At 61.4% G+C, this 21,740-nt stretch carries 22 protein-coding genes; 9 read left to right on the top strand and 13 right to left on the bottom strand.

Going from position 1 to position 21,740, the window contains the following annotated elements:
- Window positions 1–8: 8 nt before the first annotated feature.
- The 4 genes from ACEN9P_RS07685 to ACEN9P_RS07670 are packed head-to-tail and all read left to right on the top strand — an operon-like array spanning window position 9 to window position 4,136.
- Window positions 9–776 (top strand): SDR family oxidoreductase, encoded by a 768-nt coding sequence (locus ACEN9P_RS07685; RefSeq protein WP_495621603.1) that lies wholly within the window; start codon window positions 9–11, stop codon window positions 774–776.
- A gap of 26 nt (window positions 777–802) precedes the next feature.
- On the top strand, window positions 803–1,771 hold the full coding sequence (locus ACEN9P_RS07680; RefSeq protein ID WP_495621602.1) for a Bug family tripartite tricarboxylate transporter substrate binding protein: 969 nt from the start codon (window positions 803–805) through the stop codon (window positions 1,769–1,771).
- A gap of 22 nt (window positions 1,772–1,793) precedes the next feature.
- On the top strand, window positions 1,794–2,828 hold the full coding sequence (locus ACEN9P_RS07675; protein ID WP_495621601.1) for an L-idonate 5-dehydrogenase: 1,035 nt from the start codon (window positions 1,794–1,796) through the stop codon (window positions 2,826–2,828).
- Window positions 2,829–2,888: 60 nt separating this feature from the next.
- A complete protein-coding gene (locus ACEN9P_RS07670; RefSeq protein WP_495621600.1) occupies window positions 2,889–4,136 on the top strand; it encodes an enolase C-terminal domain-like protein in 1,248 nt (415 codons plus the stop codon).
- 107 nt (window positions 4,137–4,243) lie between these two features.
- On the opposite strand, the gene ACEN9P_RS07665 is transcribed toward ACEN9P_RS07670, so the two are convergent.
- The 5 genes from ACEN9P_RS07665 to ACEN9P_RS07645 form a co-directional block, all read right to left on the bottom strand.
- A complete protein-coding gene (locus ACEN9P_RS07665; RefSeq protein ID WP_495621599.1) occupies window positions 4,244–4,423 on the bottom strand; it encodes a hypothetical protein in 180 nt (59 codons plus the stop codon).
- Window positions 4,424–5,054: 631 nt separating this feature from the next.
- Window positions 5,055–5,882, bottom strand: coding sequence for an oxidoreductase (locus tag ACEN9P_RS07660; RefSeq protein WP_495621598.1), 828 nt, complete (start codon window positions 5,880–5,882; stop codon window positions 5,055–5,057).
- A gap of 123 nt (window positions 5,883–6,005) precedes the next feature.
- Window positions 6,006–9,080: an efflux RND transporter permease subunit gene (locus ACEN9P_RS07655; RefSeq protein ID WP_495621597.1), complete on the bottom strand. Its 3,075-nt coding sequence runs from the start codon at window positions 9,078–9,080 to the stop codon at window positions 6,006–6,008.
- Window positions 9,077–10,177 (bottom strand): efflux RND transporter periplasmic adaptor subunit, encoded by a 1,101-nt coding sequence (locus tag ACEN9P_RS07650; protein ID WP_495621596.1) that lies wholly within the window; start codon window positions 10,175–10,177, stop codon window positions 9,077–9,079. Before ACEN9P_RS07650 ends, ACEN9P_RS07655 begins: the two co-directional genes overlap by 4 nt.
- 74 nt (window positions 10,178–10,251) lie before the next feature.
- A complete protein-coding gene (locus ACEN9P_RS07645) occupies window positions 10,252–10,869 on the bottom strand; it encodes a TetR/AcrR family transcriptional regulator (RefSeq protein ID WP_477662821.1) in 618 nt (205 codons plus the stop codon).
- Window positions 10,870–10,968: 99 nt separating this feature from the next.
- Here ACEN9P_RS07645 and ACEN9P_RS07640 point away from each other — a divergent pair, with 99 nt between their 5' ends.
- From ACEN9P_RS07640 to ACEN9P_RS07625, 4 genes are all read left to right on the top strand, one after another.
- Window positions 10,969–12,426, top strand: a complete 1,458-nt coding sequence (locus tag ACEN9P_RS07640) for an efflux transporter outer membrane subunit (protein ID WP_495621595.1) — start codon at window positions 10,969–10,971, stop codon at window positions 12,424–12,426.
- Window positions 12,427–12,432: 6 nt separating this feature from the next.
- On the top strand, window positions 12,433–13,101 hold the full coding sequence (locus tag ACEN9P_RS07635; RefSeq protein ID WP_495621594.1) for a TetR/AcrR family transcriptional regulator: 669 nt from the start codon (window positions 12,433–12,435) through the stop codon (window positions 13,099–13,101).
- 410 nt (window positions 13,102–13,511) lie between these two features.
- A complete protein-coding gene (locus tag ACEN9P_RS07630; protein ID WP_495621593.1) occupies window positions 13,512–13,754 on the top strand; it encodes a DUF2933 domain-containing protein in 243 nt (80 codons plus the stop codon).
- A gap of 64 nt (window positions 13,755–13,818) precedes the next feature.
- Window positions 13,819–14,487 carry an L-2-amino-thiazoline-4-carboxylic acid hydrolase gene (locus ACEN9P_RS07625; protein ID WP_495621592.1) on the top strand — a complete coding sequence of 223 codons (669 nt, stop codon included), beginning with the start codon at window positions 13,819–13,821 and terminating at the stop codon, window positions 14,485–14,487.
- A gap of 158 nt (window positions 14,488–14,645) precedes the next feature.
- Here ACEN9P_RS07625 and ACEN9P_RS07620 read toward each other — a convergent pair whose 3' ends face one another.
- Both ACEN9P_RS07620 and ACEN9P_RS07615 read right to left on the bottom strand, forming a co-directional pair.
- Window positions 14,646–15,200, bottom strand: coding sequence for a cupredoxin domain-containing protein (locus ACEN9P_RS07620; RefSeq protein WP_495621591.1), 555 nt, complete (start codon window positions 15,198–15,200; stop codon window positions 14,646–14,648).
- Window positions 15,201–15,221: 21 nt separating this feature from the next.
- Window positions 15,222–15,677 (bottom strand): hypothetical protein, encoded by a 456-nt coding sequence (locus ACEN9P_RS07615; protein ID WP_495621590.1) that lies wholly within the window; start codon window positions 15,675–15,677, stop codon window positions 15,222–15,224.
- A gap of 97 nt (window positions 15,678–15,774) precedes the next feature.
- On the opposite strand from ACEN9P_RS07615, the gene ACEN9P_RS07610 reads away from it, so the two are divergent.
- Window positions 15,775–16,701: a LysR substrate-binding domain-containing protein gene (locus ACEN9P_RS07610; protein WP_495621589.1), complete on the top strand. Its 927-nt coding sequence runs from the start codon at window positions 15,775–15,777 to the stop codon at window positions 16,699–16,701.
- 123 nt (window positions 16,702–16,824) lie between these two features.
- Here ACEN9P_RS07610 and ACEN9P_RS07605 read toward each other — a convergent pair whose 3' ends face one another.
- The 6 genes from ACEN9P_RS07605 to ACEN9P_RS07580 are packed head-to-tail and all read right to left on the bottom strand — an operon-like array spanning window position 16,825 to window position 21,731.
- A complete protein-coding gene (locus ACEN9P_RS07605; RefSeq protein ID WP_495621588.1) occupies window positions 16,825–17,181 on the bottom strand; it encodes a copper-binding protein in 357 nt (118 codons plus the stop codon).
- Window positions 17,182–17,193: 12 nt separating this feature from the next.
- Entirely contained in the window at window positions 17,194–17,679 is a 486-nt protein-coding gene (locus ACEN9P_RS07600; protein WP_495621587.1) for a DUF411 domain-containing protein, read from the bottom strand.
- A gap of 25 nt (window positions 17,680–17,704) precedes the next feature.
- Window positions 17,705–18,202: a cupredoxin domain-containing protein gene (locus ACEN9P_RS07595; protein ID WP_495621586.1), complete on the bottom strand. Its 498-nt coding sequence runs from the start codon at window positions 18,200–18,202 to the stop codon at window positions 17,705–17,707.
- 14 nt (window positions 18,203–18,216) lie between these two features.
- Window positions 18,217–18,846 carry a hypothetical protein gene (locus ACEN9P_RS07590; protein ID WP_495621585.1) on the bottom strand — a complete coding sequence of 210 codons (630 nt, stop codon included), beginning with the start codon at window positions 18,844–18,846 and terminating at the stop codon, window positions 18,217–18,219.
- Between the two features lie 20 nt (window positions 18,847–18,866).
- Window positions 18,867–20,279: a multicopper oxidase family protein gene (locus ACEN9P_RS07585; protein WP_495621584.1), complete on the bottom strand. Its 1,413-nt coding sequence runs from the start codon at window positions 20,277–20,279 to the stop codon at window positions 18,867–18,869.
- Window positions 20,280–20,309: 30 nt separating this feature from the next.
- The gene (locus ACEN9P_RS07580; protein WP_495621583.1) at window positions 20,310–21,731 is read right to left on the bottom strand and encodes a TolC family protein; all 1,422 of its coding nucleotides are present in this window, start codon (window positions 21,729–21,731) and stop codon (window positions 20,310–20,312) included.
- Window positions 21,732–21,740 lie beyond the last annotated feature (9 nt).

The following is a 21,740-nucleotide window of genomic DNA, read 5'->3' as shown; positions in this document are numbered from 1 at the left end:
GAAACCACATGTCCCCACTGTTTGACTTGACCGGGCGCACGGCGCTCATCACCGGGTCCGCCCGCGGCCTGGGCTACGGATTCGCGCAGGGCTTGGCCGAGGCGGGCGCCAAAGTCGTGATCAACGCGCGCAACACCGAGCAGGTCGCGCAGGCCGTGGCCCAGCTGCGAGCCCAAGGCCACGACGCGCAGGGCCTGCCGTTCGACGTGACCGACGAAGCGGCCGTCGACGCCGCGTTCGCGTCGCTAGACCAACAAGGTATAGCAGTCGACATCCTGATCAACAACGCCGGCATCCAGCACCGCATGCCCCTGGCCGATCTCGAACTCAAGGACTGGCAGCGCGTGATCGATACCAACCTGACCAGTGCTTTCATCGTCGGCAAACAGGCTGCCAAACGCATGATTGCGCGCGGCCGTGGCGGCAAGATCATCAACATCGGCTCGCTGACCAGCGAGGCCGCGCGCGCCACGGTAGGCCCGTACACGGCGGCCAAGGGCGGCATCAAGATGCTGACCCGCGCCATGGCCGCCGAATGGACCGAGCACGGTATCCAGGCCAACGCCATCGGCCCCGGCTACATGGCCACGGAGATGAACACCGCCTTGCTGCAGAACCCGGCCTTCGACGCGTGGGTCAAAGCCCGGACACCGGCACGCCGCTGGGGCCGGCCGGACGAGCTCGCCGGCACCGCGGTCTACTTGGCATCCGCCGCGTCTGACTACGTCAGCGGACAGATCATCTACGTCGACGGCGGGATGCTGGCCGTTCTGTAGTCTTTTTACCAACTCCAGAGGCACATATGAAATTGACTCGCAGGCTCCTCCCCGTCGCTATAGCCGCTTTCGCCACATCGCTGGCACCGGTTTCCCTGTTAGCGGCCGACTACCCCAACCGGCCGATAGAGATCGTTGTGCCATCATCCGCCGGCGGTGGCACCGACGTGATGGCGCGCGCATTTTCCGACATCGCCAAGAAGTATGTTCCTCAGCCTTTCATCGTCAGCAACAAGCCCGGCGCCAGCGGCGGTATCGGGATGACGGAAGTGCAGCGGGCAGTTCCCGACGGCTACAAGATCGCCGTACTGATTTCCGAGCTGGCCATCATTCCGCATCTGGGAATGACCAAGGCCACGGTGAGCGACTTCATCCCCATTGCGCGCCTGAACGGTGATCCGGGCTTGATCGCCGTGCGTGCCGACGCGCCATGGCAATCCATTGACGAGTTGCTGGCACAGGCCCGAAAACAGCAGGGCAGCCTCACGATGGGCAACGCGGGAACCGGAACGATTTGGCATCTTGCTGCGGCCGCGGTCGAAGATAAGACCGGCGCGCACTTCAACCATGTGCCGTTCCAGGGTGCGGCACCCAGCGTCATGGCGCTGGTCGGCGGACATGTGGATGCCATCACGGTGAGTCCGGCGGAAATTGGCCAGTTTGTCGAGGCGGGCAAGATCCGTGTGCTGGTTTCGATGGCTGAGCGCAGGTTGCCCGCGCCCTACGACAAGGTGGTGACCTTCAAGGAAAAAGGGGTCGATCTCGTCGTGGGTACATGGCGTGGCTTGGGCGTGCCGCTGGGCACCCCGCCAGGAGTGGTGCAACTACTTCGCGATGCGGCCCGCAAGACGGCGGAAGATCCGGCATTCCGTGATGCGTTAACGCGTGCCAACCTCCAGCCGGCCTATATGGAGGGCGAGTCGTTCCAGACGTTCATGAACGGCCAGTCCAGTTACTTCAAGAAGCTGTTGAGCGGTCTCAATCTGCAGAAGTGAAATCAGCGTAAAGGCAAAACATATGGAAGCCCTTGTCATCCACGCCGCCGGGGATTTGCGCGTTGAAAACCTGCCCACACCCGAACTCGGCTCCGGCCAGTTGCGCGTGCGCGTGCGCTGCGGCGGTATTTGCGGCTCCGACCTGCACTACTACCAGCACGGCGGCTTCGGCACCATACGGGTCAAGGAGCCGATGGTGCTGGGCCACGAAGTGGCCGGCATTATTGACGCCGTGGGTGCGGACGTGAAAGGCTTTGCTTGCGGTGAGCGCATCGCCGTCAGCCCGAGTCAGCCCTGCGGGCTGTGCCGCTACTGCCAGCAGGGCCTGCAGAACCACTGCCTGGACATGCGCTACTACGGCAGCGCTATGCGCACGCCGCATGTGCAGGGCGCTTTTCGCCAGGAGATCGTGGTCGAGACACATCAGGCGCACCGGCTGGCCGCAAGCGTAAGCGACAGCGAAGGCGCGATGGCCGAGCCTCTTTCCGTGGCATTGCATGCGGTGCGCCGCGCAGGACCGCTGCTGGGAAAAAGCGTGCTGGTCATCGGTTGTGGGCCAATCGGCGCTCTGACGATTGTCGCGGCGCGACGTGCCGGCGCCACCCACATCGTCGCTACCGACATTAGTGCCTACACCTTGAGCAAGGCGCTCAAGGTGGGCGCCGACCAGGTGATCAATGTGGCCGAGGAAACCGACGGCCTGTCGCACTTCACAGCCGACAAGGGCCAGTTCGACGTCCTGTTCGAAGCCAGCGGCAACGAACGGGCACTGCGCGGCGCCTTCGATGCGCTGCGGCCACGCGGGATTATCGTGCAGGTGGGACTGGGCGGCGAGATGACGCTGCCGATCAACACCATCGTGGCCAAGGAATTCGACCTGCGCGGCGCCTTCCGCTTTCACGAGGAATTCGCCACGGCGGTGGAGCTGCTCAACAAGGGACTGGTGGACGTCAAGCCGTTGATCTCGGCCACGCTCTCCTACCGTGACTCAGCCAGAGCCTTCGCGCTTGCGGCCGATCGCTCGCAGGCGATGAAGGTGCTGCTGAACTTCGATTGAGCACCACGCAGATTTTTCACATTTACGACAACTAATCAGTCCTTTCTCGAGCGGAAATAAATGGCGACCTTAATCAACGATGTCAAAGTCATTCTCACGGCACCCGAAGGCATCAACCTTGTGGTGGTGAAAATTGAAACCAACCAGGCGGGACTGTATGGACTGGGGTGCGCGACTTTTTCCTATCGGCACCTGGCAGTGAAGTGCTTGATTGAGGAGTACTTGAGGCCGCTTCTGGTGGGCCGGGACGCTACTGCCATCGAAGAGTTATGGCAGCTGGTGCATCAGAATGCCTACTGGCGCAATGGACCGATTGAAAACAATGCGCTTTCCGGTGTGGACATGGCGTTGTGGGATATTAAGGGCAAGATGGCCAACATGCCGCTGTACCAGATGTTTGGTGGAAAGTGTCGCGAAGGCGTACCTATCTATCGACACGCGGACGGAAAAGACCTGAGCGAGCTGTGCGACAACATCCAGAAATATCAGGAGCAGGGTATCACCCACATTCGCTGCCAAAGCGGCGGCTACGGCGGTGGTGGTTATGGACCGGCACCATCCACAGCCCCAAAGGGGGCGCTGGACGGTATCTACCTGGACAGCAAAAAATACATGCGTGACACGCTCAATTTGTTTGACGGCATTCGCAACAAAGTGGGTTTTGATGTAGCGCTTTGTCATGACGTGCATGAGCGTCTGAAGCCCATAGAGGCAATCAAGTTCGCCTGCGAGCTGGAGCGGTTTGACCTGTTTTTCCTGGAAGACGCCATCCCGCTGGAAGAAGGCAACTGGATGCGCCAGCTGCGCGCCAAGACCAGCATCCCCCTGGCACAGGGCGAGCTGTTTAACAACCCTTACGAGTGGAAGTTTCTGATCACCGAGCAGTTGATCGACTACATCCGGGTTCATTTGAGTCAAATCGGCGGAATCACGCCTGGCAGAAAATTGCAGATTTTTGCTGAGCAATTCGGTGTCAGAACGGCATGGCATGGTCCGGGCGATATGTCACCGTTGGCTCATGCGGCAAATATTCATATTGATCTGGCGGCCCGAAATTTCGGTGTTCAGGAGTGGTCCGGTACGGAGCCTCCCAATTTCGTGATCCAGGAGTTGAAAGGCCCCCAAGCTGCTTTGCTGGATGTATTTCCCGGACTCCCGGAGTTCAAGAATGGCTATGTCTACGCCAATGACAAGCCAGGCCTGGGTGTGGATCTGGACGAAGTGGAAGCCAAAAAGTACCCCTGTGAAAATGTCATAACAACGTGGACGCAAACCCGACTTGTAGATGGAACGCTTCAGACGCCGTAAGTGTTGTATTCCGCTGAAGTCTGGAGTGAATCCTCGGGCCGGACCACCAGAATCAGATTTCAAGGTGATTACCGGTTGCATGTTCAAGCATTAGATATAGGCATACCCTATGCTTCGCGCTCTTGGATCCAGTGTGAACCCGCGCCGTAAACTTCATTGCCGGCGTCGGTAACGATCTGATAGTCACGGCGGATCTCCTCGGTTGCAGGGGTCCACAGTCCGCCGTCCTTGTCTTGGGCTTCGTGATGAACAACATGTGCGGCCCAGCAGAGGCGAATTTCTTTCATGGTCTACTCAGAGCGATTACTTCAGACTAGCTAGGTGCTCTAGCGCGGATCTCTTCGACATTGTTCGCGCTACGGAGATCGCCAGCATGTTACCGGCAGGATCCGGAGGTGGCAATGGCTGACCGCCACAAATCGCCGATCGAGTGCAAGTAAAGGTGCGTCAATGCGATGTGTTCGACGTACTTCATTTAGTTGTCGAGAATCTTTGCTCAGCCCTGAAATCTTCGACGGACTTTGCTAGGTTAAAAACCGCAGAAAAAGTAGCCGAAAGGTATTCATCTCAGAAGGATTCCCCGACGGACTTTATTCATGACGATCAGCGCACTGCGGGGTTTGGTGGACGCTCACTTCGCGCAGCGAAGTTACGCGGCCACACAAGCCTCTCCCCTCGTAATCTTGCAAAGAGCGTGACTGTCGAATGACAGTCACGGTGCGCGCAAGCGCACTGCGAGGCTTGGTGGACGCTCACTTTGCGCAGCAAAGTTATGCGGCCACACAAACCGTTTTCAGCGTGAGGGGAGCACTCATATCGCGAAGCGATGTGATGTGATCACCACACGCCCCGCAACTTGGCAAAGTCTGTGACCGTCGCCTCTAACACGTACGTTTGCTCATCACCGGACACCTCGGTCTAGACGGGCAAGCGCAGTTGCTTGCGCAAGCTCTTGTCGAACGCGGACCGCGGCACGAAACGACGCAGCAGGCTCACTTGTCTGGCGAAGCCGCCCGCGGTGTACCGGCTGCCCGGCTTCGCCGTGGTAGCCGCTTTCAAAACAGCCTTTGCGACCACCTCCGGCGAGTCGGCGGTCAGCATCACCTCGCGCGTCACGGTTTCCGCATTCGAACGCGCGGACGCGTAGTCGCCCAACGGCTGATCGGCCCGGATCAAATTGCTTTCGAACGATGTGCGCGTGTAGGCGGGCTCCACGAGCACCACCCTGACGCCAAAGTCCCGAACCTCGTGGTCCAGCGATTCCGAGTAGCCTTCCAAAGCGTGCTTGCTCGCCCCATACAGTGCGAAGTAGGGGGCCGGGATAAATCCCTGCACGGAGCTGATATTGACGATGCGGCCCGACCGCTGCCGGCGCATGACCGGGAGGACGGCCTTGATGGTTCGAATGACGCCGAACAGGTTGACATCGAAGAGTGCTTTCGCCTGTTCGATCGATGATTCCTCAGCCGCGCCAATAAGGCCGACCCCGGCATTGTTGACCAGCAAGTCGATGCGCCCGGCTTTCGCGAGGACCTCCGCGATCGCGGCCCCGACCGAGTCATCGCTGGTCACGTCACAAGCCACATGTTCCACGCCTGAGGTTGGTCGAGTCGGTGCCTTGCGAGAGGTGCCGAACACACGGTATCCGGCCTGTGCCAGCACCCGTGCGGTTGCCTCTCCGATACCACCCGATGCTCCAGTAATGACTGCTACGGGACTTGGTTGCTGCTTTTGCAGTTTGTCCATTCCATGCTCCTGTGTTGAGAAAATAGTCAGGTGACCGTAATCACGGCGCACACTTGCAAACTTCGTATCCGTTCGGTCGATGGGTTTGTAGCCCACCGCGCCGGTTGATGTTGAGGAAGAGCATCAGCGCGGATCAGCCAGCGTTGCCGGGCGGATCTTGAACCAGATGGAATACATGGCCGGCAGGAACACAAGCGTCATGATCGTTCCGGCCAGGGTGCCGCCGATCAGGGTGTAGGCAAGGGTTCCCCAGAACACCGAATGGGTCAGCGGCATGAACGCAAAGATGGCCGCCAGCGCAGTCAGGATCACAGGCCGGGCGCGCTGCACGGTCGCCTCCACGACGGCCCGGAACGGATCCAGCCCCGCCTGTTCGTTGTGATGAATTTGCCCGATCAGAATCAGCGTGTTGCGCATCAAAATACCGGACAGCGCAATCAACCCCACCAGCGCATTGATGCCGAACGGCTGCTGGAACAGCAGCAGCGTTGGTACCACGCCAATCAACCCTAATGGGCTGGTCAGGAAGACCATCACCATCGCGGAGATTGAACGCACTTGCAAGATGATGATCAGCAAGGTGATCGCCAGCATGATCGGAAAGAGCGGCAGCATGGCTTTCGTCGCCTTGCCTGATTCTTCAATGGAGCCGGCCTCGTCGATGCGATAGCCGCCTGGCAGCTTGTCCATGATGGGGCGGAGCTGGCGGGTAATGCTTGCCGACACGTCCGGCGGCTGCAAGCCATCGGCAATATCGCCTCGCACCGTAATTGTCGGCATGCGGTCGCGTCGGCGTATGACGGGTTCTTCCATGCGCACCTCCACCTGGCCGATCTGTGACAGCGGAATGCGTTGGCCGTTGGCTCCGGCCAGCGTGAAGTCGCCGATTCTTGCCGGGTCGAGCCGGATAGTGCCAGCTGACCGAACGACCACTTGCACCGTCCGAATGTCTTCGCGCACGGCAGTCACCGGCACACCGGTCAACAGGAATTGCAGTTGCTGCGCCACGGCGCTGGAGGTCAACCCGACCGCCTGCAGCCGGTCTTGCTGCAAGTTGAAGTGCAGAGTGGGTGTACGGGTGCCCCAGTCGGAGTTCACCGTTCGCATCATCGGGCTGGCTGTCATGACCTGCTGTACTTCGGCTGCAATATCGCGCAGCTTTTCCGGGTCCGGGCCAGTGACACGGTAGGCCACCGGGAACGGCGAATACGGGCCGAATACCAGCTGGGTGACGCGTACGCGGGCCTCCGGGGCCAGGCCGTCGGCGATGGCCTGGCGCAGCCGGCGTTTCAATGCGTCGCGCTCGTCCTGGCTGTCTGTGCGGACCACGATCTTGGCAAACGATGGATCGGGAAGCTCAGGCCCCACCGAAAAGAAGAAGCGCGGCGCGCCCTGGCCGATGTAGGCGGTGACGATCCTGGCTTCTTCCTGTTTGGCCAACCAGGCCTCTACCTTCGCCGTGGCGGTACTGGTCTGCGAGATCGACGTGCCATAGGGCATCTGCACCTCGACCAGCACTTCAGGCCGGTCGGAGATCGGGAAGAACTGCTTTTTGACCACTGCCATGCCGAGCACGGAGATGACAAAAAGCCCGACCACTGAACCAGCAACCAGCCACTTGCGTGCGATGACGCGCGTAAGCACCTGGCGGAAGCGGTTATAGCGTGGCGTGTTGTACATCGCGTCATGCCCGCCTTCCACCTTTTTAAGGTCGGGCAGCAGCTTGACGCCCAGATAGGGGGTAAAGACCACGGCGACCACCCAGGACGCGATCAACGCGATGCCGACGATCCAGAACATATTGCTCGTGTATTCGCCCGCGGTGGATGGTGCAAAGCCGTTGGGCATAAAGCCGACGGCCGTGACCAGCGTGCCCGAGAGCATGGGCGCCGCGGTATGGCTCCACGCATAGGCGGAGGCTGCGGTGCGGCTGTAGCCTTCTTCCATCTTCACCACCATCATTTCGATGGCGATGATGGCATCATCCACCAGCAGGCCCAGCGCCAGAATCAGCGAGCCCAGCGTGATGCGGTCGAAATTCTTGCCGGTGGCAAGCATCACCATGAAGACAGCCGCCAGCGTCAGCGGCACGGCCGCGGCGACAACCACACCGACGCGCCAGCCCATGCTCACGAAACACACCACCATGACCACCAGCAGCGCGGCAAAAAACTTGACCATGAACTCGTCGACCGATGAACCGATGTTGACGGCCTGGTCCGTGACCTTGGTCAGACCCAGGCCCAGCGGCTGCTCGGCGTTGATCGCGCCCACTTCGCCGTCCAGTGCCTTGCCCAGATCGAGTCCGTTCCAGCCGTCTCGCATGACGACGCCCAGCAGCAGGGCCGGCTCACCACCGTTGCGGACCAGGAAAGTCGCAGGATCTTCGTAGCCACGCTTGACGGTGGCGACGTCCGACAGCTTCAAGGTGCGGCCTTGCGCCATGACCGGCGTATCGCGAATCTTTTGCAGCGCATCAAAGGAGCCGTCCAGGCGGATGAACACCTGCGGTCCCCTGGTTTCGACAGAGCCGGCCGGCGTCAGGGCATTCTGGCCATTCAGCGCCGCGAACACGTCTTGCGGGCTGACGCCCAGCGTTGCCAGGCGTTCATGGGAGAACTCGACATAGACACGCTCGGGCTGCTCGCCGACGATGTTGACCTTCTTCACGCCGGGCACATGCAGCAGCCGCTGGCGCAGCGTTTCCGCGTCACGTACCAGCAAGCGCTGTGATTCGCCCTTGGCCTTGAGCGCGTACAGGGCAAAGGTGACGTCCGAGTATTCGTCATTGACCATCGGCCCTATCACGCCAGGCGGGAGGTTGCCGGCCTCGTCGCTGACCTTCTTGCGGGCCTGGTAGAACTCCTTTTCCACCTCCGCGGGGGGTGTGCTGTCGAGCAGGGTCAGGGTTGTGAAGGCCAGGCCCGGCCTGGTGAAGGTCTCGGTGCGGTCATACCAGCGCAGTTCCTGCAAGCGCTTTTCGAGCTTTTCGGTGACCTGGTTCTGCATTTCCTGCGGCGTGGCCCCAGGCCAGGCGGTGATGATGGTCATCACCTTGATGGTGAACGAGGGGTCTTCTGCCCGCCCCAGTTTGAAGAAGGAAACGAGACCGGCCAGAGAGATCAGGCAGATCAGGAACAGGGTGATGGAGCGCTCGCGCACAGCGAGCGCCGAGAGGTTGAAGCGGCCTTCACTCATGGCTTTTTCGCGGGAACCGCGCCTTGCGCTGCCACACGGATTGGCTGGCCTTCGCGCAGCAGATGCGCACCGAGCGCCACGATGCGATCGCCCTGCTTGAGTTGGCCGGTGATGCGCGCGCCTTCGTCATCCAGGCGCTGCACCTCGACCGGCTTCCAGGAAACCTTGGCCGGTTCACCGCTGATGACCCACACCCCCGGCCCCTTGCCTGCGTCGAAGAGGGCGCCAATCGGCACCTGCAAACCGCCTTGCGCGGAACGGCCGTCTGGGATCTGAATAGTGACTGTGGCGCCTATGGGCGCGTTGGCCAGTTCGCCCTCCAGCACATACCGTGCTTCGAAGGTGCGGGTCAGGCGGTCTGCAGAATCCGAGAGCAAGCGGAGCTTTGCCGGAACGCTCACGCCTTCTTTGCCGAACAGCGTGGCTTGGCTGGCCGATCCCAGCGTGGGCCGGAGTGTTTCCGGCAACTGGATGACGGCCTCGCGGCGTCCGGCATGGGCGACGCGAATCACAGCCTGCCCGGGGTTGACAACCTGGCCGGGCTCGGCCAGCGTCTCCGTGACGACGCCGTCGGCATCCGCCACCAATTCCGCATAACGGCTCGCGTTGCGGGCAACTTCGGCCTGGGCCTCGCTTGCGTTGAGCTGGGCTTTGGCGGCGTCCGCCGCAGCCTTGACCTGGTCGTAGGCCGAAGCCGCTATCGCGCCGGTTCCGCGCAGATCGCGGTAGCGGGCTTCATCTTCGGCCGTCTGCAGTGCCCGCGCCCGGGCCGCGCCAACTGCTTCCAGCTGGGCGTGCGCCGCGAGTTTCAGGTCGACCGGGTCGATGCGCATGAGCGTTTGCCCGCGCCGGACCGTTTGTCCCGCATCGACAAGCCGTTCAATCACCTTGCCGGAGACGCGAAAGCCCAGATCGCTTTGCACCCGGGCAGAGACGGTGCCGGTGAAGTTGCGTAACCCGGAGCCTGCGGCTTGAACTGGGGCCTCGCGAACCAGCAAGGCTTCGGTGCGCGGGTCAGACGGCGCCTTTTCGCCGCAGGCGACTAGCGCAAAGGACAGCCCGGCGATGCCGGCGGAGAAAAGAAGGTGACGGACCATGGGAATTCCATAACGAATTAATTGGAATTCCAATTTTGGTACTAGTGACCAAAATAGTCAAGAGTCACATAAATTCAAGGGGACAAGCTGCGGAGCGCCAATCCAGACAACAGAACGGGTGCCTCATCCGTAAACGCAATACTGTGGGGTAGGAGCAACGGGTTTATGTAGGGCCGCATCACCAGATAAATGGCCAGGGCGGCCTCATCGATCGGCGTCTTCCGTTCGAAATCCCCCGTTTGCCGGCCTTCCTGCAAGATCTCCTGAAGTATTTTCTGGATGTGCTCCTCGTAGGTCAGCACGGTTTGCCAGCGCTCTGTGGCCGCAGACGTGGCAATCTCATAGAGCTTGCGATCCATGGAGAACAGGCGAAGGCTGGCCTCGGTAATCGTCTTGAACATTCGCCGTAACTTCTCGGGCGGGGCGTCGGTTTCACTAATCGCTTGCCTCACCTCGTTTTCGATCTGCTGCAGGCAGGACGCGCAAATCATCTCGCCAATGGCCTGCTTGGATGCGAAGAACTTGTAGATGTATGCCTTGGAAAAGCCGATGGCTTTGGCCAGGTCCGAAACGGTGGTCTTTTCGTAGCCATACCGGCTGAAGTGTTCGGCCGCGGCGGCGACGATTTGATCTCGCACGTCGTGATCGACTGGACCGCGTTCCGAAACGGGGTAGGTGGATGCTTTGCTCATTGCCCTAGCTTAACGCCAAGCAAAAAAAACTACAACAAGTGACCATAATGTAATATAGTCACTATACTTTGTTAGTTTTTAGACCCGGGAGAAGACCCTATGTTGCTCAAATCCGCGATTTCCATGGCGCTGGTTGCCAGCCTGACGGCAGGCTGCGCGGTCGGTCCCGACTACGTCCGCCCGGACACGCCCATGCCAAATCAGTTTATGGGCAAGGCCGCAGTAGACCGGCGGCAGACCGCTGCGAATGCCGATCTGGTCACCTGGTGGAGCGGTTTTGGCGACCCGAAACTGACCCGATTCATCACGCTAGCGCTGGAGCAGAACCTCGACCTCGCGCAGGCGGTCGCTCGCGTTGCTCAGGCGCGTGCGGGAGTGGGCGCGGCAAATGCCGCATTGCTGCCATCAGGAAACATCAACGGCCAGGCCGCCAGGGCCTATCAGTCGGTTGAAACACCACTCGGCCGGGTCCTGAACTCCACGCCCAATTTCAATCGCCTTGGTAATGCTTACGAAACCAATCTTGGCGCGAGCTGGGAACTCGACATCTTTGGTGGTCTGCGTCGTGGACGCGAAGCGGCGCTTGCCGACTTCCAGGCCACCGAGGCTGGCGCATCCGCCACACGACTCGCCATAGCGGCGCAGACTGCCGACATCTATATCGGTATCCGAGGGCTACAAGCTCGTCTGGCCATTGCGCGGCGGCAAGTTCAAACCCAGCAGGAACTGCTCTCAATTCTTAACCTCCTCCATGGCAAGGGCCTGGCTGCCGAACTTCAGGTTCACCAGGCAGAAGGCGCACTCGCCGAGGTCCGGTCTTCGGTGCCTGTCCTGGAAGCGGGGCTCGCCGCTGCCATGAATGCACTGGATGTGATGGTCGGAGCAACACCCGGCACATTCCGGGCTGAACTGTCCGAGCCTGCTGCCATCCCGGATGCTCCCGCACTTGCTGCCACAGGGGCGCCGGGTGAGTTGCTCAGGCGCCGGCCAGATTTGATTGCAGCGGAGCGCCGCCTCGCGGCTTCAAATGCGCGCATAGGCGCTTCCATCGCAGAGTATTACCCCAAGTTTTCCCTGAGCGGTCTGATCGGTAGTGCTACGTCCGTGTCCGCTGGCAACCTGTTCACCAGCGGCGCCGGTCAAGCCGCAGGTGTGCTGGGCCTGCGCTGGCGTCTGTTTGATTTTGGCCGCATCAACGCTCAGATCGACCTGGCCAAGGGACAAGAAGCAGAGATGCTGGCTGCGTATCGGCTTGCCGTGCTGCGAGCAACCGAGGACGTGGAAAACGCCTTTTCGGGTCTGATCAAGCGCGAGGAGCAGGCCGCTGTACTTGCGCAAGGGGTGGACTCTCTCGGCCGCGCACGAGCAGCTTCGTTTGCGGCGTATCAAAAAGGGGTCCTGAGCCTGATCGAAGTCCTGCAGGCCGACGAAAACCTGCTGCGCGCCTCCGATGCGCGAGCGCAGGCGCAAACCGAATCCGCACGCGCCGCGGTTGCGGCGTTTAAAGCACTCGGAGGCGGTTGGCAGCCCCAGGAATCCACGGTAGCAGTTAGGTAACAAGCAATGCCGAGCGCGCCCACGGCACCGCCGCCCCGCAGCACCTACCGCCACGGCGACCTGCGGCGTGCCCTGCTGGAAGCGGGCGTGGAGCTGGCCCGCGCCGGCGGGCCTGAAGCCGTTGTGCTGCGCGAAGCCACCCGGCGCGCGGGCGTGGCGCCTAATGCGGCGTATCGGCATTTCGGCAGTCGCCAGGCTTTGCTCTATGCGGTTCGCTCTGTCGCGCTCGCGGCCGTGGCCCGTGCCATGGAGGTCGAGCTCGCTGCGATACCGCAGGATTTGCCGCCCGTCGAATTTGCCCGCGCCAACCTCCGCGCGGTTGGTACCAGCTACCTGCGTTTTGCACAGGAGGAGAGCGGGCTGTTCCGCACGGCGTTTGGCGCCTCGGACGACCTGAAAGAAGGAGCCCAGGGCGCGCCGGCGAATACTGAGCGCAAAGGGCAAAGCGGCCTCGACCCCTTCGAACTGTTGGGCGCCGCACTCGACAGGCTTGTGATTGCTGGTGTGTTGCCGCCGGAGCGCCGTCCCGGCGCCGAGTTCCTGGCCTGGTCGGCGGTGCATGGGCTGGCCATGTTGGTCGTAGACGGGCCGTTGGGTCCGATCCTCGGCCCGCAGATGCAGCAGATCGGCGGGCGCCTGGTGGAGATGGTGGAAAAGGGCCTGTGTGGGAAGTAGGCGCAAGGCGGGTTCACAACTGCCGCCGTGCTCAGGTGCTTAAACCCAAATGTCTCGAGTTGTACCTGTTCAGGATATGGATACGCTGCGTGTTACAAATCCCGACAGACGCTATTCCGCGGCAGTAATATTTGCGCTACCTTCGGCGGGCTTACGACAGCCTCTTAGAACTTTCCGCAACTCATGCTTTCTCGGGTGAAAGCCCGACAGAGGCTATTCCCACGGAACACAAGCGCGCGCCGTGGGCTCGGTCTCATCCGGCCGCAGGTACTTCTTTACGGCTTCGGCGGCACCCAAGCGGCAAGTGCTTGCGGGTGCGGCTGTGGTCCCCGAAAGTCCGTCTCGGTTGACGCAGGTCAAATGCCCGCACCGGCAGCCGGCTCATGCTGTGGGTAACTCAGGAGCCCGCCATGGACCCGCATCACGCACGCCCTTTATTCTGGAAGACGCCCTTCGGCATCGTCGCCACCATCGTCGCCCTGGTCGCGAGCGCCTACCTATGGGTCACACACCGGGATCACGTGCTCGCCCTGCTGCCCTTTGCACTGCTGACCGCCTGCCCGCTGATGCATGTCTTCATGCACCGCGGACACGGCCATGGCGGCCATTCGCACGCCGGGAGCCAGGACAGCAATGGCCCGCGAAACGGCTAAGACAGCCGAGCCCGCCTCGGGGCAGGACGGCAGGCGTGGAAGAGGACTCGCGCAGGTCCGCAAAATGAGCGCCACTTCTCACCTGGACCCGGCTCTCGAGGCCCCTCGCCGTCTGGGAACCCTTCTTGTCACGGTGCCAAGCTTGCTGAACCGGCATTTGCGGCCAGTGCTCGGGTGGCACCGTTTCGCCTTCATTCCAAAAGTGTTCGCCCTTGCCGGGACTTACAAGAAGCAATTTTCCAGGCCGGAAGACGACGCGCAGCTGCGGCGCGTTAAAGCTACTTTCCTGCTGGTCGGTATCCTCTACAACGAGCTGGCGAAAATAAAGGGCGCCGAACGCGCATTGTCGACAACACAATCCTTCCTGCATGACCTGGGTTGCGCCGTGCAGCGAAAAGCCTACTTCCCGCCTGACGGTGAGGCCAGGACTTGGGAGTATTTTCATGATGCGCATGAGACGCAGATGCGAGAGGGCTTCATCAGCACGAACGAGAATGACGGTATCCACCGTTCGGACGAACGGGTCACGCTCGACATCGTTCGCTGCCGATTCCACGAGTGCTTCAGGGACATGGGCAACCCGGCCATCACACTGGCGTTCTGCCGCTCTGACGAGACGGTGTTCAACGAATATTCGCCGATGATGCGCTTCCACCGGGGGCCCGCGCCGGTGAACACGATTGCGCGCGGGGCGGCGCGCTGCACGTTCATTTATGAACGGCAGTCTCCCTGAAGCCGACGCGGATCGTGCTTATTTCACGGCTGCCGCATCCCAGCGGAGGACGCGAGTAGCGGCCTCCCCGGCGCACCTGATCCGAAGCTCGACGGGGCCGGCTGAGTAGCGCCTGACAGGGCTTTGGGCGTCACCTTGACGGTGCACCACGCTCGCAGTTAGTGCTTGTGAGCTTTGCCGTGGCCGTCGCTCTTTTCCGCGGCAAGGACCTTGATCTTGCCGACCATCCCGGCTTGGTAGTGGCCGGCAATCAGACATGCGAAGTCGAAATCGCCTGAGCGGTTAAAGGTCCAGACCAATTCACCGGCCTCGCCGGGCGCCACATGGGCCATGTAGGGCTCGTCGTGCTCCATGGCCGGAAACTTCGCCATCAGGGCGGCGTGCTCGTCAAGCTCCTTCTTGTTGCCGATCACCATCTCGTGCATCATCTTGCCGCCGTTCTTCACGACGAACTTGACGGTCTCGCCCTGTCTGACTTCGATTTTGTCCGGGGTGAAGCGCATGCTGTCCGTCATGACCAGTTCAACCGCGCGGTCGGCCGCCTTGGCGTCGCCCGCGATGCCCCAGGCCTTCTGTTCCTTCTTGACCGGCCCGGCCTTCTTCTTGCTATGGTCTTCGCCTTCATGAGCCAGGGCTCCCTGCGACACGCCCATCAGTGCCGCGGCCAGCAGTGCGATCCGTACTTTCATCTGGATGTCCACGATTGCGTACATTTGCAGCAGTCTTTTGGCGTCTTACCTGGACGGGGCAGCCTCGATCAGCTTGAGCGCCTGCTTCATGCTCTCCACAGCCTCGGTCTCCAACGCTTCATAGACCGGCTTCTCGTGATTGAGCTGCGCGAAGATCTCGCGGGCCTTGGCGACTTTCGCCGGGTCGTTGAATCTGGGGTTGGCCAGTGCCGCTTCGAGCCGCTTGTACTCACTGGAAAGGAACGCGGGCTGCTCACCGAGTTCGCGCAGGCCGGCGTTGGTGAGGCTTCGAATGCGCAGCAGCATCTTGACGTCAGCCTGGTCCATCTGGCCCTGGGCACGCTCCAGTGCCAGGCGCGCCTGGATGGCCTCGTTGCTGTCGAGCTTCTTGCTCGCCGCGACTTGCTGGTATCTGGCGATGTCCGGGCCGAAATCGTGCGCCTGGGCGCCGGCCATTCCCTGCACCAGCGCGGCTGCAATAACAGCGATTCGAATGCTCATGTCAGTTTCCTCTTGGTGGGTTGAACGCATTTGCAGTCTAAGATCGACTCGATAAGATATTGGATAGATTTGTTTTCACTCAATAATGGAAAGTTATATGCGTGTGAGTGAGATCGAGACCTTCCGGGCCATCATGTCGAGCGGCTCGGCGCGCAAGGCTGCCGGCCTGCTGGGCGTGACGCAACCTGCGATCAGCCAGTCGCTCAAGCGCCTGGAAGTCGAGGCCGGCTTCGCCCTCTTTCAGCGCTTGCGCGGGCGGCTGCAACCCACCCCCGAAGCGAAGGCCTTGCTGGTGGAGGTCGAGCGCGTATTCGTTGGCCTGGGAGCGATTGAACATCGTGTCAAGAGCCTCAGGGAATTCGGGGTCGACCAATTGCAGGTGGCCTGCTATCCCGCGTTCGGACTTGGTTTCATGCCGCGATGCCTGAAGCAACTGATGGCCTCTGCCGCGAAGGGTCCGCGGCCCCATGTATCCCTGCAGATCCTCAGCTCAAAAGAAGTGAAAGATCGGGTCGTATCCGGGTTGGCCGACTTCGGATTGATGGCCGATGAGGTGTCCGTGGACGGCCTGGAGCCGACGACATTCGCGACATTTCCCGGCGTGGTCGTGATGAAAAAAGGGCACCCGCTCGCGAGGCACAGGCAGATCCGGCCGGAACAGCTTGCCGAGTTGCCTTTCCTGGCGTTGAATCCCGAAGATTCATCGAGGCGGAGGTTGGACGCGAAGCTCGCCGAGCATGGCGTCACCCTGTCGGTGTCTGTTCACACGCCCTATGCGGTCAGCGTGTGCGAGATGGCGCTGCACGGCCTCGGCGTGGGCGTCGTCAATCCGATCACGGCGCTGGATTACGCCGACCGCGGCCTGGTGGTGCGCAAGCTGAGCGTGGATGTGATGTTCTCATGCCTCTTGGCGATCCCGGCGGGCCAGGTCTTGTCGGGCACCGCGAAAAGATTCCTGTCGCTCATGCGGGCGCAACTGCAGGCCGACGAACAAAAACTGCAGGAGTATTTGAAGGCGGCTTGATCAACGTTCGAACAAGGCGCGGCTGTTTGACGCCACGCCCTTGACCGGAGCGCACCAGATCGAATGGGGCGATGCCCCGGGCCCGCCGCGGGCCGTCACCGACTCACGGCGATGCGGGTCGCCTTATTGGGCTGGCTGAATTTCCGTGACCACAATAGCGCCGCCACTGGATTCGGCTTTGAACCGGATCTTGTCGCCCGCTTTGACGGTGTCCAGCATGGCTGCGTCCTTGACCTGAAACACCATGGTCATGCCCGGCATGTCGAGATTTTTGATTTCGCCGTGCTTGATGGTGATCTTCTTGGCTTCTTTGTCCACCTTGCGGATTTCCCCATCGGCCATCTCGGTCGAAGGTTTCACAGCCTCTTTTTTCGCTTCACCCATCGGCATGGCGCCGCTAGCGGGCTTCGCGGTCGATTGCGCGTGTGCGGCGCCGGCAAACAGGGCAGCGAGGATCAGAAGGGTTTTGAGGGATTTCATGGTCAGTTCCTTTCAGGAAGCAGTGGAAGATTTTGAGAAATAAGACTTAAAAATGCTGGTGCTGCCATCGGCTTTGACCAGCAGCACGTCATAAGCGTCTTTGCGTTTTCCGTAGACGGGGCCGTCCATGCCCGGTGAGCCCACGGGCATGCCGGGCACCGCCAGGCCGACCGCTTTCGGGCGTTCTGCCAACAGGCGCTGAATGTCACGGGCAGGCACATGGCCTTCAAGGGCATAGCCGTCCACCTGCCCGGTGTGGCATGAGCCCAGCTTGGCAGGAATGCCGAGCCGGGCCCTTGCCGCCGTATTGCCGCTGTCGTGGACCCGCACATCAAAGCCGCTGCCCTCCAGGTGTTTCACCCAGTCTTTGCAGCAGCCGCACTCGGGGTCTTTCCAGACTTCGACCAAGGGACGGGTTTTGGCGGACACCGCGCCACCCAGACCGAACTGTGCGCCGGCCATTATCGAAAGAGCTTTGAGAAACGAGCGTTTTTGCATAGGGTCCTCCGTCGGGATTCAGGTGTTATTTGGATGCCACCACCGTGACTTTGCCCATCATCCCGGCCTGGTAGTGGCCGGCGATCAGGCAGGCGTAATCAAATGTGCCTGGCTTGTTAAAGGTCCAGATGATTTTGCCGGTCTTGCCGGGGCCGACGTGGGCCATGTAAGGTTCCTCGTGCTCCATGCCGGGAAACTTCATCATCAGCGCGGCATGGTCGTCCAGGTCTTTTTTGGTGCCTAACACCATTTCGTGCATGGTTTTCCCGCCATTCTTGATGACAAACTTGATCGTCTCGCCTTGCTTGACTTCCAGTTTGTCGGGATCGAAGCGCATGTTGTCGGTCATGGTGAAAGTCACTGTGCGGGTCACAGTTTTAGCATCGCCGGCAATGCCCCATGCCTTCTGTTCCTTTTTAACGGGGCCTGCCTTTTTGGCGTGGTCTTCGTCGCCGTGCGCCATGGCGAACGTGCTTGCGCCAGTGATCAGAGCGGCAAAGATTGCGATATTGATTTTCTTCATGAGTGTTCCTTGGGTTAGCGTTGATGAGAAGGTGAAGGTGAAGGTGAAGGTGAAGGTGAAGGTGAAGGGGAAGAGTCAGCGGACGCGGCGTACCCGCGCAGCTGGGCATAACGACTGACTTGCTCCGAAGTCAGGAATTCGGTTTGTTGCAAATGGGTTCCCAAGTGGGAGGCGCGCAGCGCCGCCTGCAGTTGCCCAATCCGCTGGGTATGGCCTGCCAACGTCGCCGCATCGATCCGGCGCGCCGCAAACGCCGCATCCAGTTCGCGTTCAGCTTGCACCAGCTGCTCGCCCAGTGCCCGGGCTTCGACTTTGTGGCGCGCGAGCAGCGCTTCGGTGTGCTGCTTTTGTTGAGCGCTCAGTTCGAGTGGCTGTGCCAGCTCCAGGGTGTGCATAGGCCCCGGATAGCCGTTGAGTTCCGCAGCTTTGGCCAGCTCCATGCCCTTTCCGGCCAGCAGGTCCTGCGTCTGCGCGGCGGAGAGTGCCTTGATTTCGCGGGCCTGCTGCCCGGCATAAGGACTGGCCGCCGGTAACGACGAGGACATCGTTCCTGAGCCGTGCAGATGCTGCTGGGCCATCGCGGCCGAGCCGGCAAGCCACAGAATGCAGGGAAGGGAGAACTTGAGAGCAGTTATGTGTTTCATGAGTTTCCTTGGGTAGGGAGTCAGTGCTTCATGTTGCCCATGGGCTTGCGCACCTGGACTTCCACTTCCTTGGCGGGCATGTTCTGGACCGGCATCGACTTGCCGCCCTCCGCGGCGAAGCGCGCGGTATTGGGCAAGGAACCTGTCCATTCATAGGCCACCTCACCGGCGGGGTGCTTGTACCAGCCCGGATCCTTGTAATCGCCGGCCTTCTGGTCCTTGCGCACCTTCACCACCGAGAACATGCCGCCCATCTCGACCGAGCCGAAAGGTCCGGTGCCGGTCATCATGGGCGCGGTGTTGTCGGGAAGGGGCATTTCCATCTCGGCCATGTCGGCCATGCCGCGTTCGCCCATCACCATGTAGTCGGGAATCACGTTGGTGATCTCCCGGGCGACCTTGCGGTGATCCACACCAATCATGGTCGGCACGTCGTGACCCATGGCATTCATGGTGTGGTGGCTCTTGTGGCAATGGAAAGCCCAGTCGCCTTCCTCGTCAGCCAGGAACTCGATTTGCCGCATCTGGCCCACGGCGACATCGGTCGTGACCTCGTACCAGCGCGTGGATTTTGGCGTTGGCCCGCCGTCGGTGCCGGTCACCAGGAACTCGTGCCCGTGCAGGTGAATCGGGTGGTTGGTCATCGTCAGGTTGCCGATGCGTATGCGCACCTTGTCATTCTTGCGAACGACGAGAGGGTCGATTCCTGGGAACACGCGGCTGTTCCAGCTCCACAGATTGAAGTCCAGCATGGTCATGATCTTGGGGGTGTAGGCGCCCGGATCAATGTCATAGGCATTGAGCAGGAACACAAAATCGCGGTTCACCTCATCGATCAGCGGGTGTTTGGCCTTGGGATGGGTGATCCAGAAACCCATCATTCCCATGGCCATCTGCGTCATCTCGTCGGCATGCGGGTGGTACATGAAGGTGCCGGGGCGTTTGGCCACAAACTCGTAGACAAAGGTCTTGCCCACGGGAATGGCCGGCTGGGTCAAGCCCGATACGCCATCCATGCCGTTGGGCAGCCGCTGGCCGTGCCAGTGCACGCTGGTGTGCTCCGGCAGTTTGTTGGTGACAAAGATGCGCACCCGGTCGCCCTCGACCACCTCAATGGTGGGCCCAGGCGACTGGCCGTTGTAACCCCACAGGTGCGCCTTGAAGCCGGGCGCCATCTCTCGCACGACTGGCTCCGCCACCAGGTGGAACTCCTTGACGCCGTTGTTCATGCGCCAGGGAAGCGTCCATCCATTGAGGGTCACCACCGGGTTGTAAGGCCGACCGGTGTTGGGCACCAGGGGCGCCATGGTGTCGGGCTTGGTCTGCAGCACGGGTTCGGGCAGTGCCGCCATGGCGACCCTGCTGACCGCAGCGGCGGCCACCGCGGTGGTCAGCGCGCCGGCGCCGGTCAGGAAATTTCTTCTGTTTGTCATTTGGGTTTCCGTAAATTGTTGGGGCCGGGCTTAGTGGCCACCTTCGGCGCCAGCACCGGCAGCGCCCGACACGGACATCGCGCCCATGGCAGTCGGTTTGCCGATCATCGAAGCAGCAAGCGCGGCGTCGGCCAGCCAAAACTGCTGGTAGGCGTTGATGGCGGCCGTGACGCTGGAGATCTGCTCACGGGTATCGGCCAGAAGCTCGAAGACACCGATCAGCATCCCGTTGTAGCGAAGCACGTTCTCTTCGGCCATCGTCTTGCGCAGCGGAACGACCTCGTCGCGGTAATGCCTGGCGACGTCATAGGCCGTGCGATAGGCCGAATAGCTTTCGCGCAGCTGGGACGAGGCGCCGCGCACCGTGCTTTCGTACCGGTTGGCGGCCGCCAGGGACTGCGCGTTCATCGCGTCGCGCCGGGCCGATCCCCAGTCGAAGATCGGCAGGCGGATGCCCAGCTCGTAACCCCTGCGGGACTTCCTGGTTCCCTCCGCATCGTCGAAGACGGTGTCGCGGCGGATTCCGAGTTCCACATCCACCAGGCTGGTGAGCAGGTTCAGGCCTTGCGAACGACCGGCCACGTCGAGCTGATGGCGCGCCATCTGGACGTCAATGCGCTGCTCGGTCGCGTTGGCGCTCACCGAAGCAGGCTGGCGAGGCTCTTTGGGCAGATCGGGCAGGCGTTCAGGCAGCTTCAACCGGTCGGCCTGGGCATCCGTCAGGCCCAATTGCCGGATCAATTCCTCCCGCGCGGCCGTCGTGGCGTGCCGGGCGGATGCCAGCTGCGCTACCGAGTCGGCGTAAAAGCTCTGCTGGCGAGCCCGCTGCAGTTTGTTGAAATTCCCCACCTGCTGCATGCGCCTGGCGAGTTCGGCGCCTGCTTGAGCGGCCGTGTTGACCTGTTCCGCGTACTGCAGGCTTTGCTGCGCGGCAACGGCCCGCACCCAGGCCTGGCGCACCTGCGTCACCTGCTCGACCACGCTGGCACCGAGCTGCACCTTGGCCTGGGCGACCTGCCCGCGCGCAATCGACACGCGCTGGGGCAAGGTCAACAAGTCCAGCAAGCCAAACGACAGCAGACGGCCAAGCTCCAGCTCTGGGCCCATGCGGGTGCGCTCAAAGGTAAACAGCGGATTGGCGATACGGCCGTTTTGGCTTGCCGTGGCCATGTCGGACCAGCTTTGGGCCAACAGGGCCTGCACCGCAGGGCTGTTGGCCAGCGCCAGCTGGACGGCGTCATCCATGCTCAGCGGCTTGGCCAGCAATTCGTCGGTGAGTTTGCCGCGCGCCTGGCGTTGCTGGTCGGTACGGCCAAGTTCGAGCTTGCCCTGGGTAAAGGTATGGGTGCTGCCATTGGCGTCACCGAGCGCGTCGTCAAAATTGACGGAGGCGCAACCTGCCAGCACGAGGGTCGCCATGGCCAGCGCGCCAAGTTTAAAAAAGGTGTTCATGGTGCCTCT

The sequence above is a fragment of the Polaromonas sp. Polasp52 genome (genome assembly GCF_059491565.1).
This window is presented reverse-complemented; position numbering and strand designations above follow the sequence as displayed.

Coding starts and splice junctions, on each gene's coding strand:
- ACEN9P_RS07675 (WP_495621601.1), top strand. CDS start 1,794: ATGGAAGCCCTTGTCATCCACGCCGCCGGGGATTTGCGCGTTGAAAAC.
- ACEN9P_RS07670 (WP_495621600.1), top strand. CDS start 2,889: ATGGCGACCTTAATCAACGATGTCAAAGTCATTCTCACGGCACCCGAA.
- ACEN9P_RS07625 (WP_495621592.1), top strand. CDS start 13,819: ATGAGCGCCACTTCTCACCTGGACCCGGCTCTCGAGGCCCCTCGCCGT.
- ACEN9P_RS07665 (WP_495621599.1), bottom strand. CDS start 4,423: ATGAAAGAAATTCGCCTCTGCTGGGCCGCACATGTTGTTCATCACGAA.
- ACEN9P_RS07655 (WP_495621597.1), bottom strand. CDS start 9,080: ATGAGTGAAGGCCGCTTCAACCTCTCGGCGCTCGCTGTGCGCGAGCGC.
- ACEN9P_RS07620 (WP_495621591.1), bottom strand. CDS start 15,200: ATGTACGCAATCGTGGACATCCAGATGAAAGTACGGATCGCACTGCTG.
- ACEN9P_RS07615 (WP_495621590.1), bottom strand. CDS start 15,677: ATGAGCATTCGAATCGCTGTTATTGCAGCCGCGCTGGTGCAGGGAATG.
- ACEN9P_RS07580 (WP_495621583.1), bottom strand. CDS start 21,731: ATGAACACCTTTTTTAAACTTGGCGCGCTGGCCATGGCGACCCTCGTG.
- ACEN9P_RS07630 (WP_495621593.1), top strand. CDS start 13,512: ATGGACCCGCATCACGCACGCCCTTTATTCTGGAAGACGCCCTTCGGC.
- ACEN9P_RS07590 (WP_495621585.1), bottom strand. CDS start 18,846: ATGAAACACATAACTGCTCTCAAGTTCTCCCTTCCCTGCATTCTGTGG.
- ACEN9P_RS07585 (WP_495621584.1), bottom strand. CDS start 20,279: ATGACAAACAGAAGAAATTTCCTGACCGGCGCCGGCGCGCTGACCACC.
- ACEN9P_RS07635 (WP_495621594.1), top strand. CDS start 12,433: ATGCCGAGCGCGCCCACGGCACCGCCGCCCCGCAGCACCTACCGCCAC.
- ACEN9P_RS07610 (WP_495621589.1), top strand. CDS start 15,775: ATGCGTGTGAGTGAGATCGAGACCTTCCGGGCCATCATGTCGAGCGGC.
- ACEN9P_RS07680 (WP_495621602.1), top strand. CDS start 803: ATGAAATTGACTCGCAGGCTCCTCCCCGTCGCTATAGCCGCTTTCGCC.
- ACEN9P_RS07685 (WP_495621603.1), top strand. CDS start 9: ATGTCCCCACTGTTTGACTTGACCGGGCGCACGGCGCTCATCACCGGG.
- ACEN9P_RS07600 (WP_495621587.1), bottom strand. CDS start 17,679: ATGCAAAAACGCTCGTTTCTCAAAGCTCTTTCGATAATGGCCGGCGCA.
- ACEN9P_RS07605 (WP_495621588.1), bottom strand. CDS start 17,181: ATGAAATCCCTCAAAACCCTTCTGATCCTCGCTGCCCTGTTTGCCGGC.
- ACEN9P_RS07660 (WP_495621598.1), bottom strand. CDS start 5,882: ATGGACAAACTGCAAAAGCAGCAACCAAGTCCCGTAGCAGTCATTACT.
- ACEN9P_RS07640 (WP_495621595.1), top strand. CDS start 10,969: ATGTTGCTCAAATCCGCGATTTCCATGGCGCTGGTTGCCAGCCTGACG.
- ACEN9P_RS07650 (WP_495621596.1), bottom strand. CDS start 10,177: ATGGTCCGTCACCTTCTTTTCTCCGCCGGCATCGCCGGGCTGTCCTTT.
- ACEN9P_RS07595 (WP_495621586.1), bottom strand. CDS start 18,202: ATGAAGAAAATCAATATCGCAATCTTTGCCGCTCTGATCACTGGCGCA.
- ACEN9P_RS07645 (WP_477662821.1), bottom strand. CDS start 10,869: ATGAGCAAAGCATCCACCTACCCCGTTTCGGAACGCGGTCCAGTCGAT.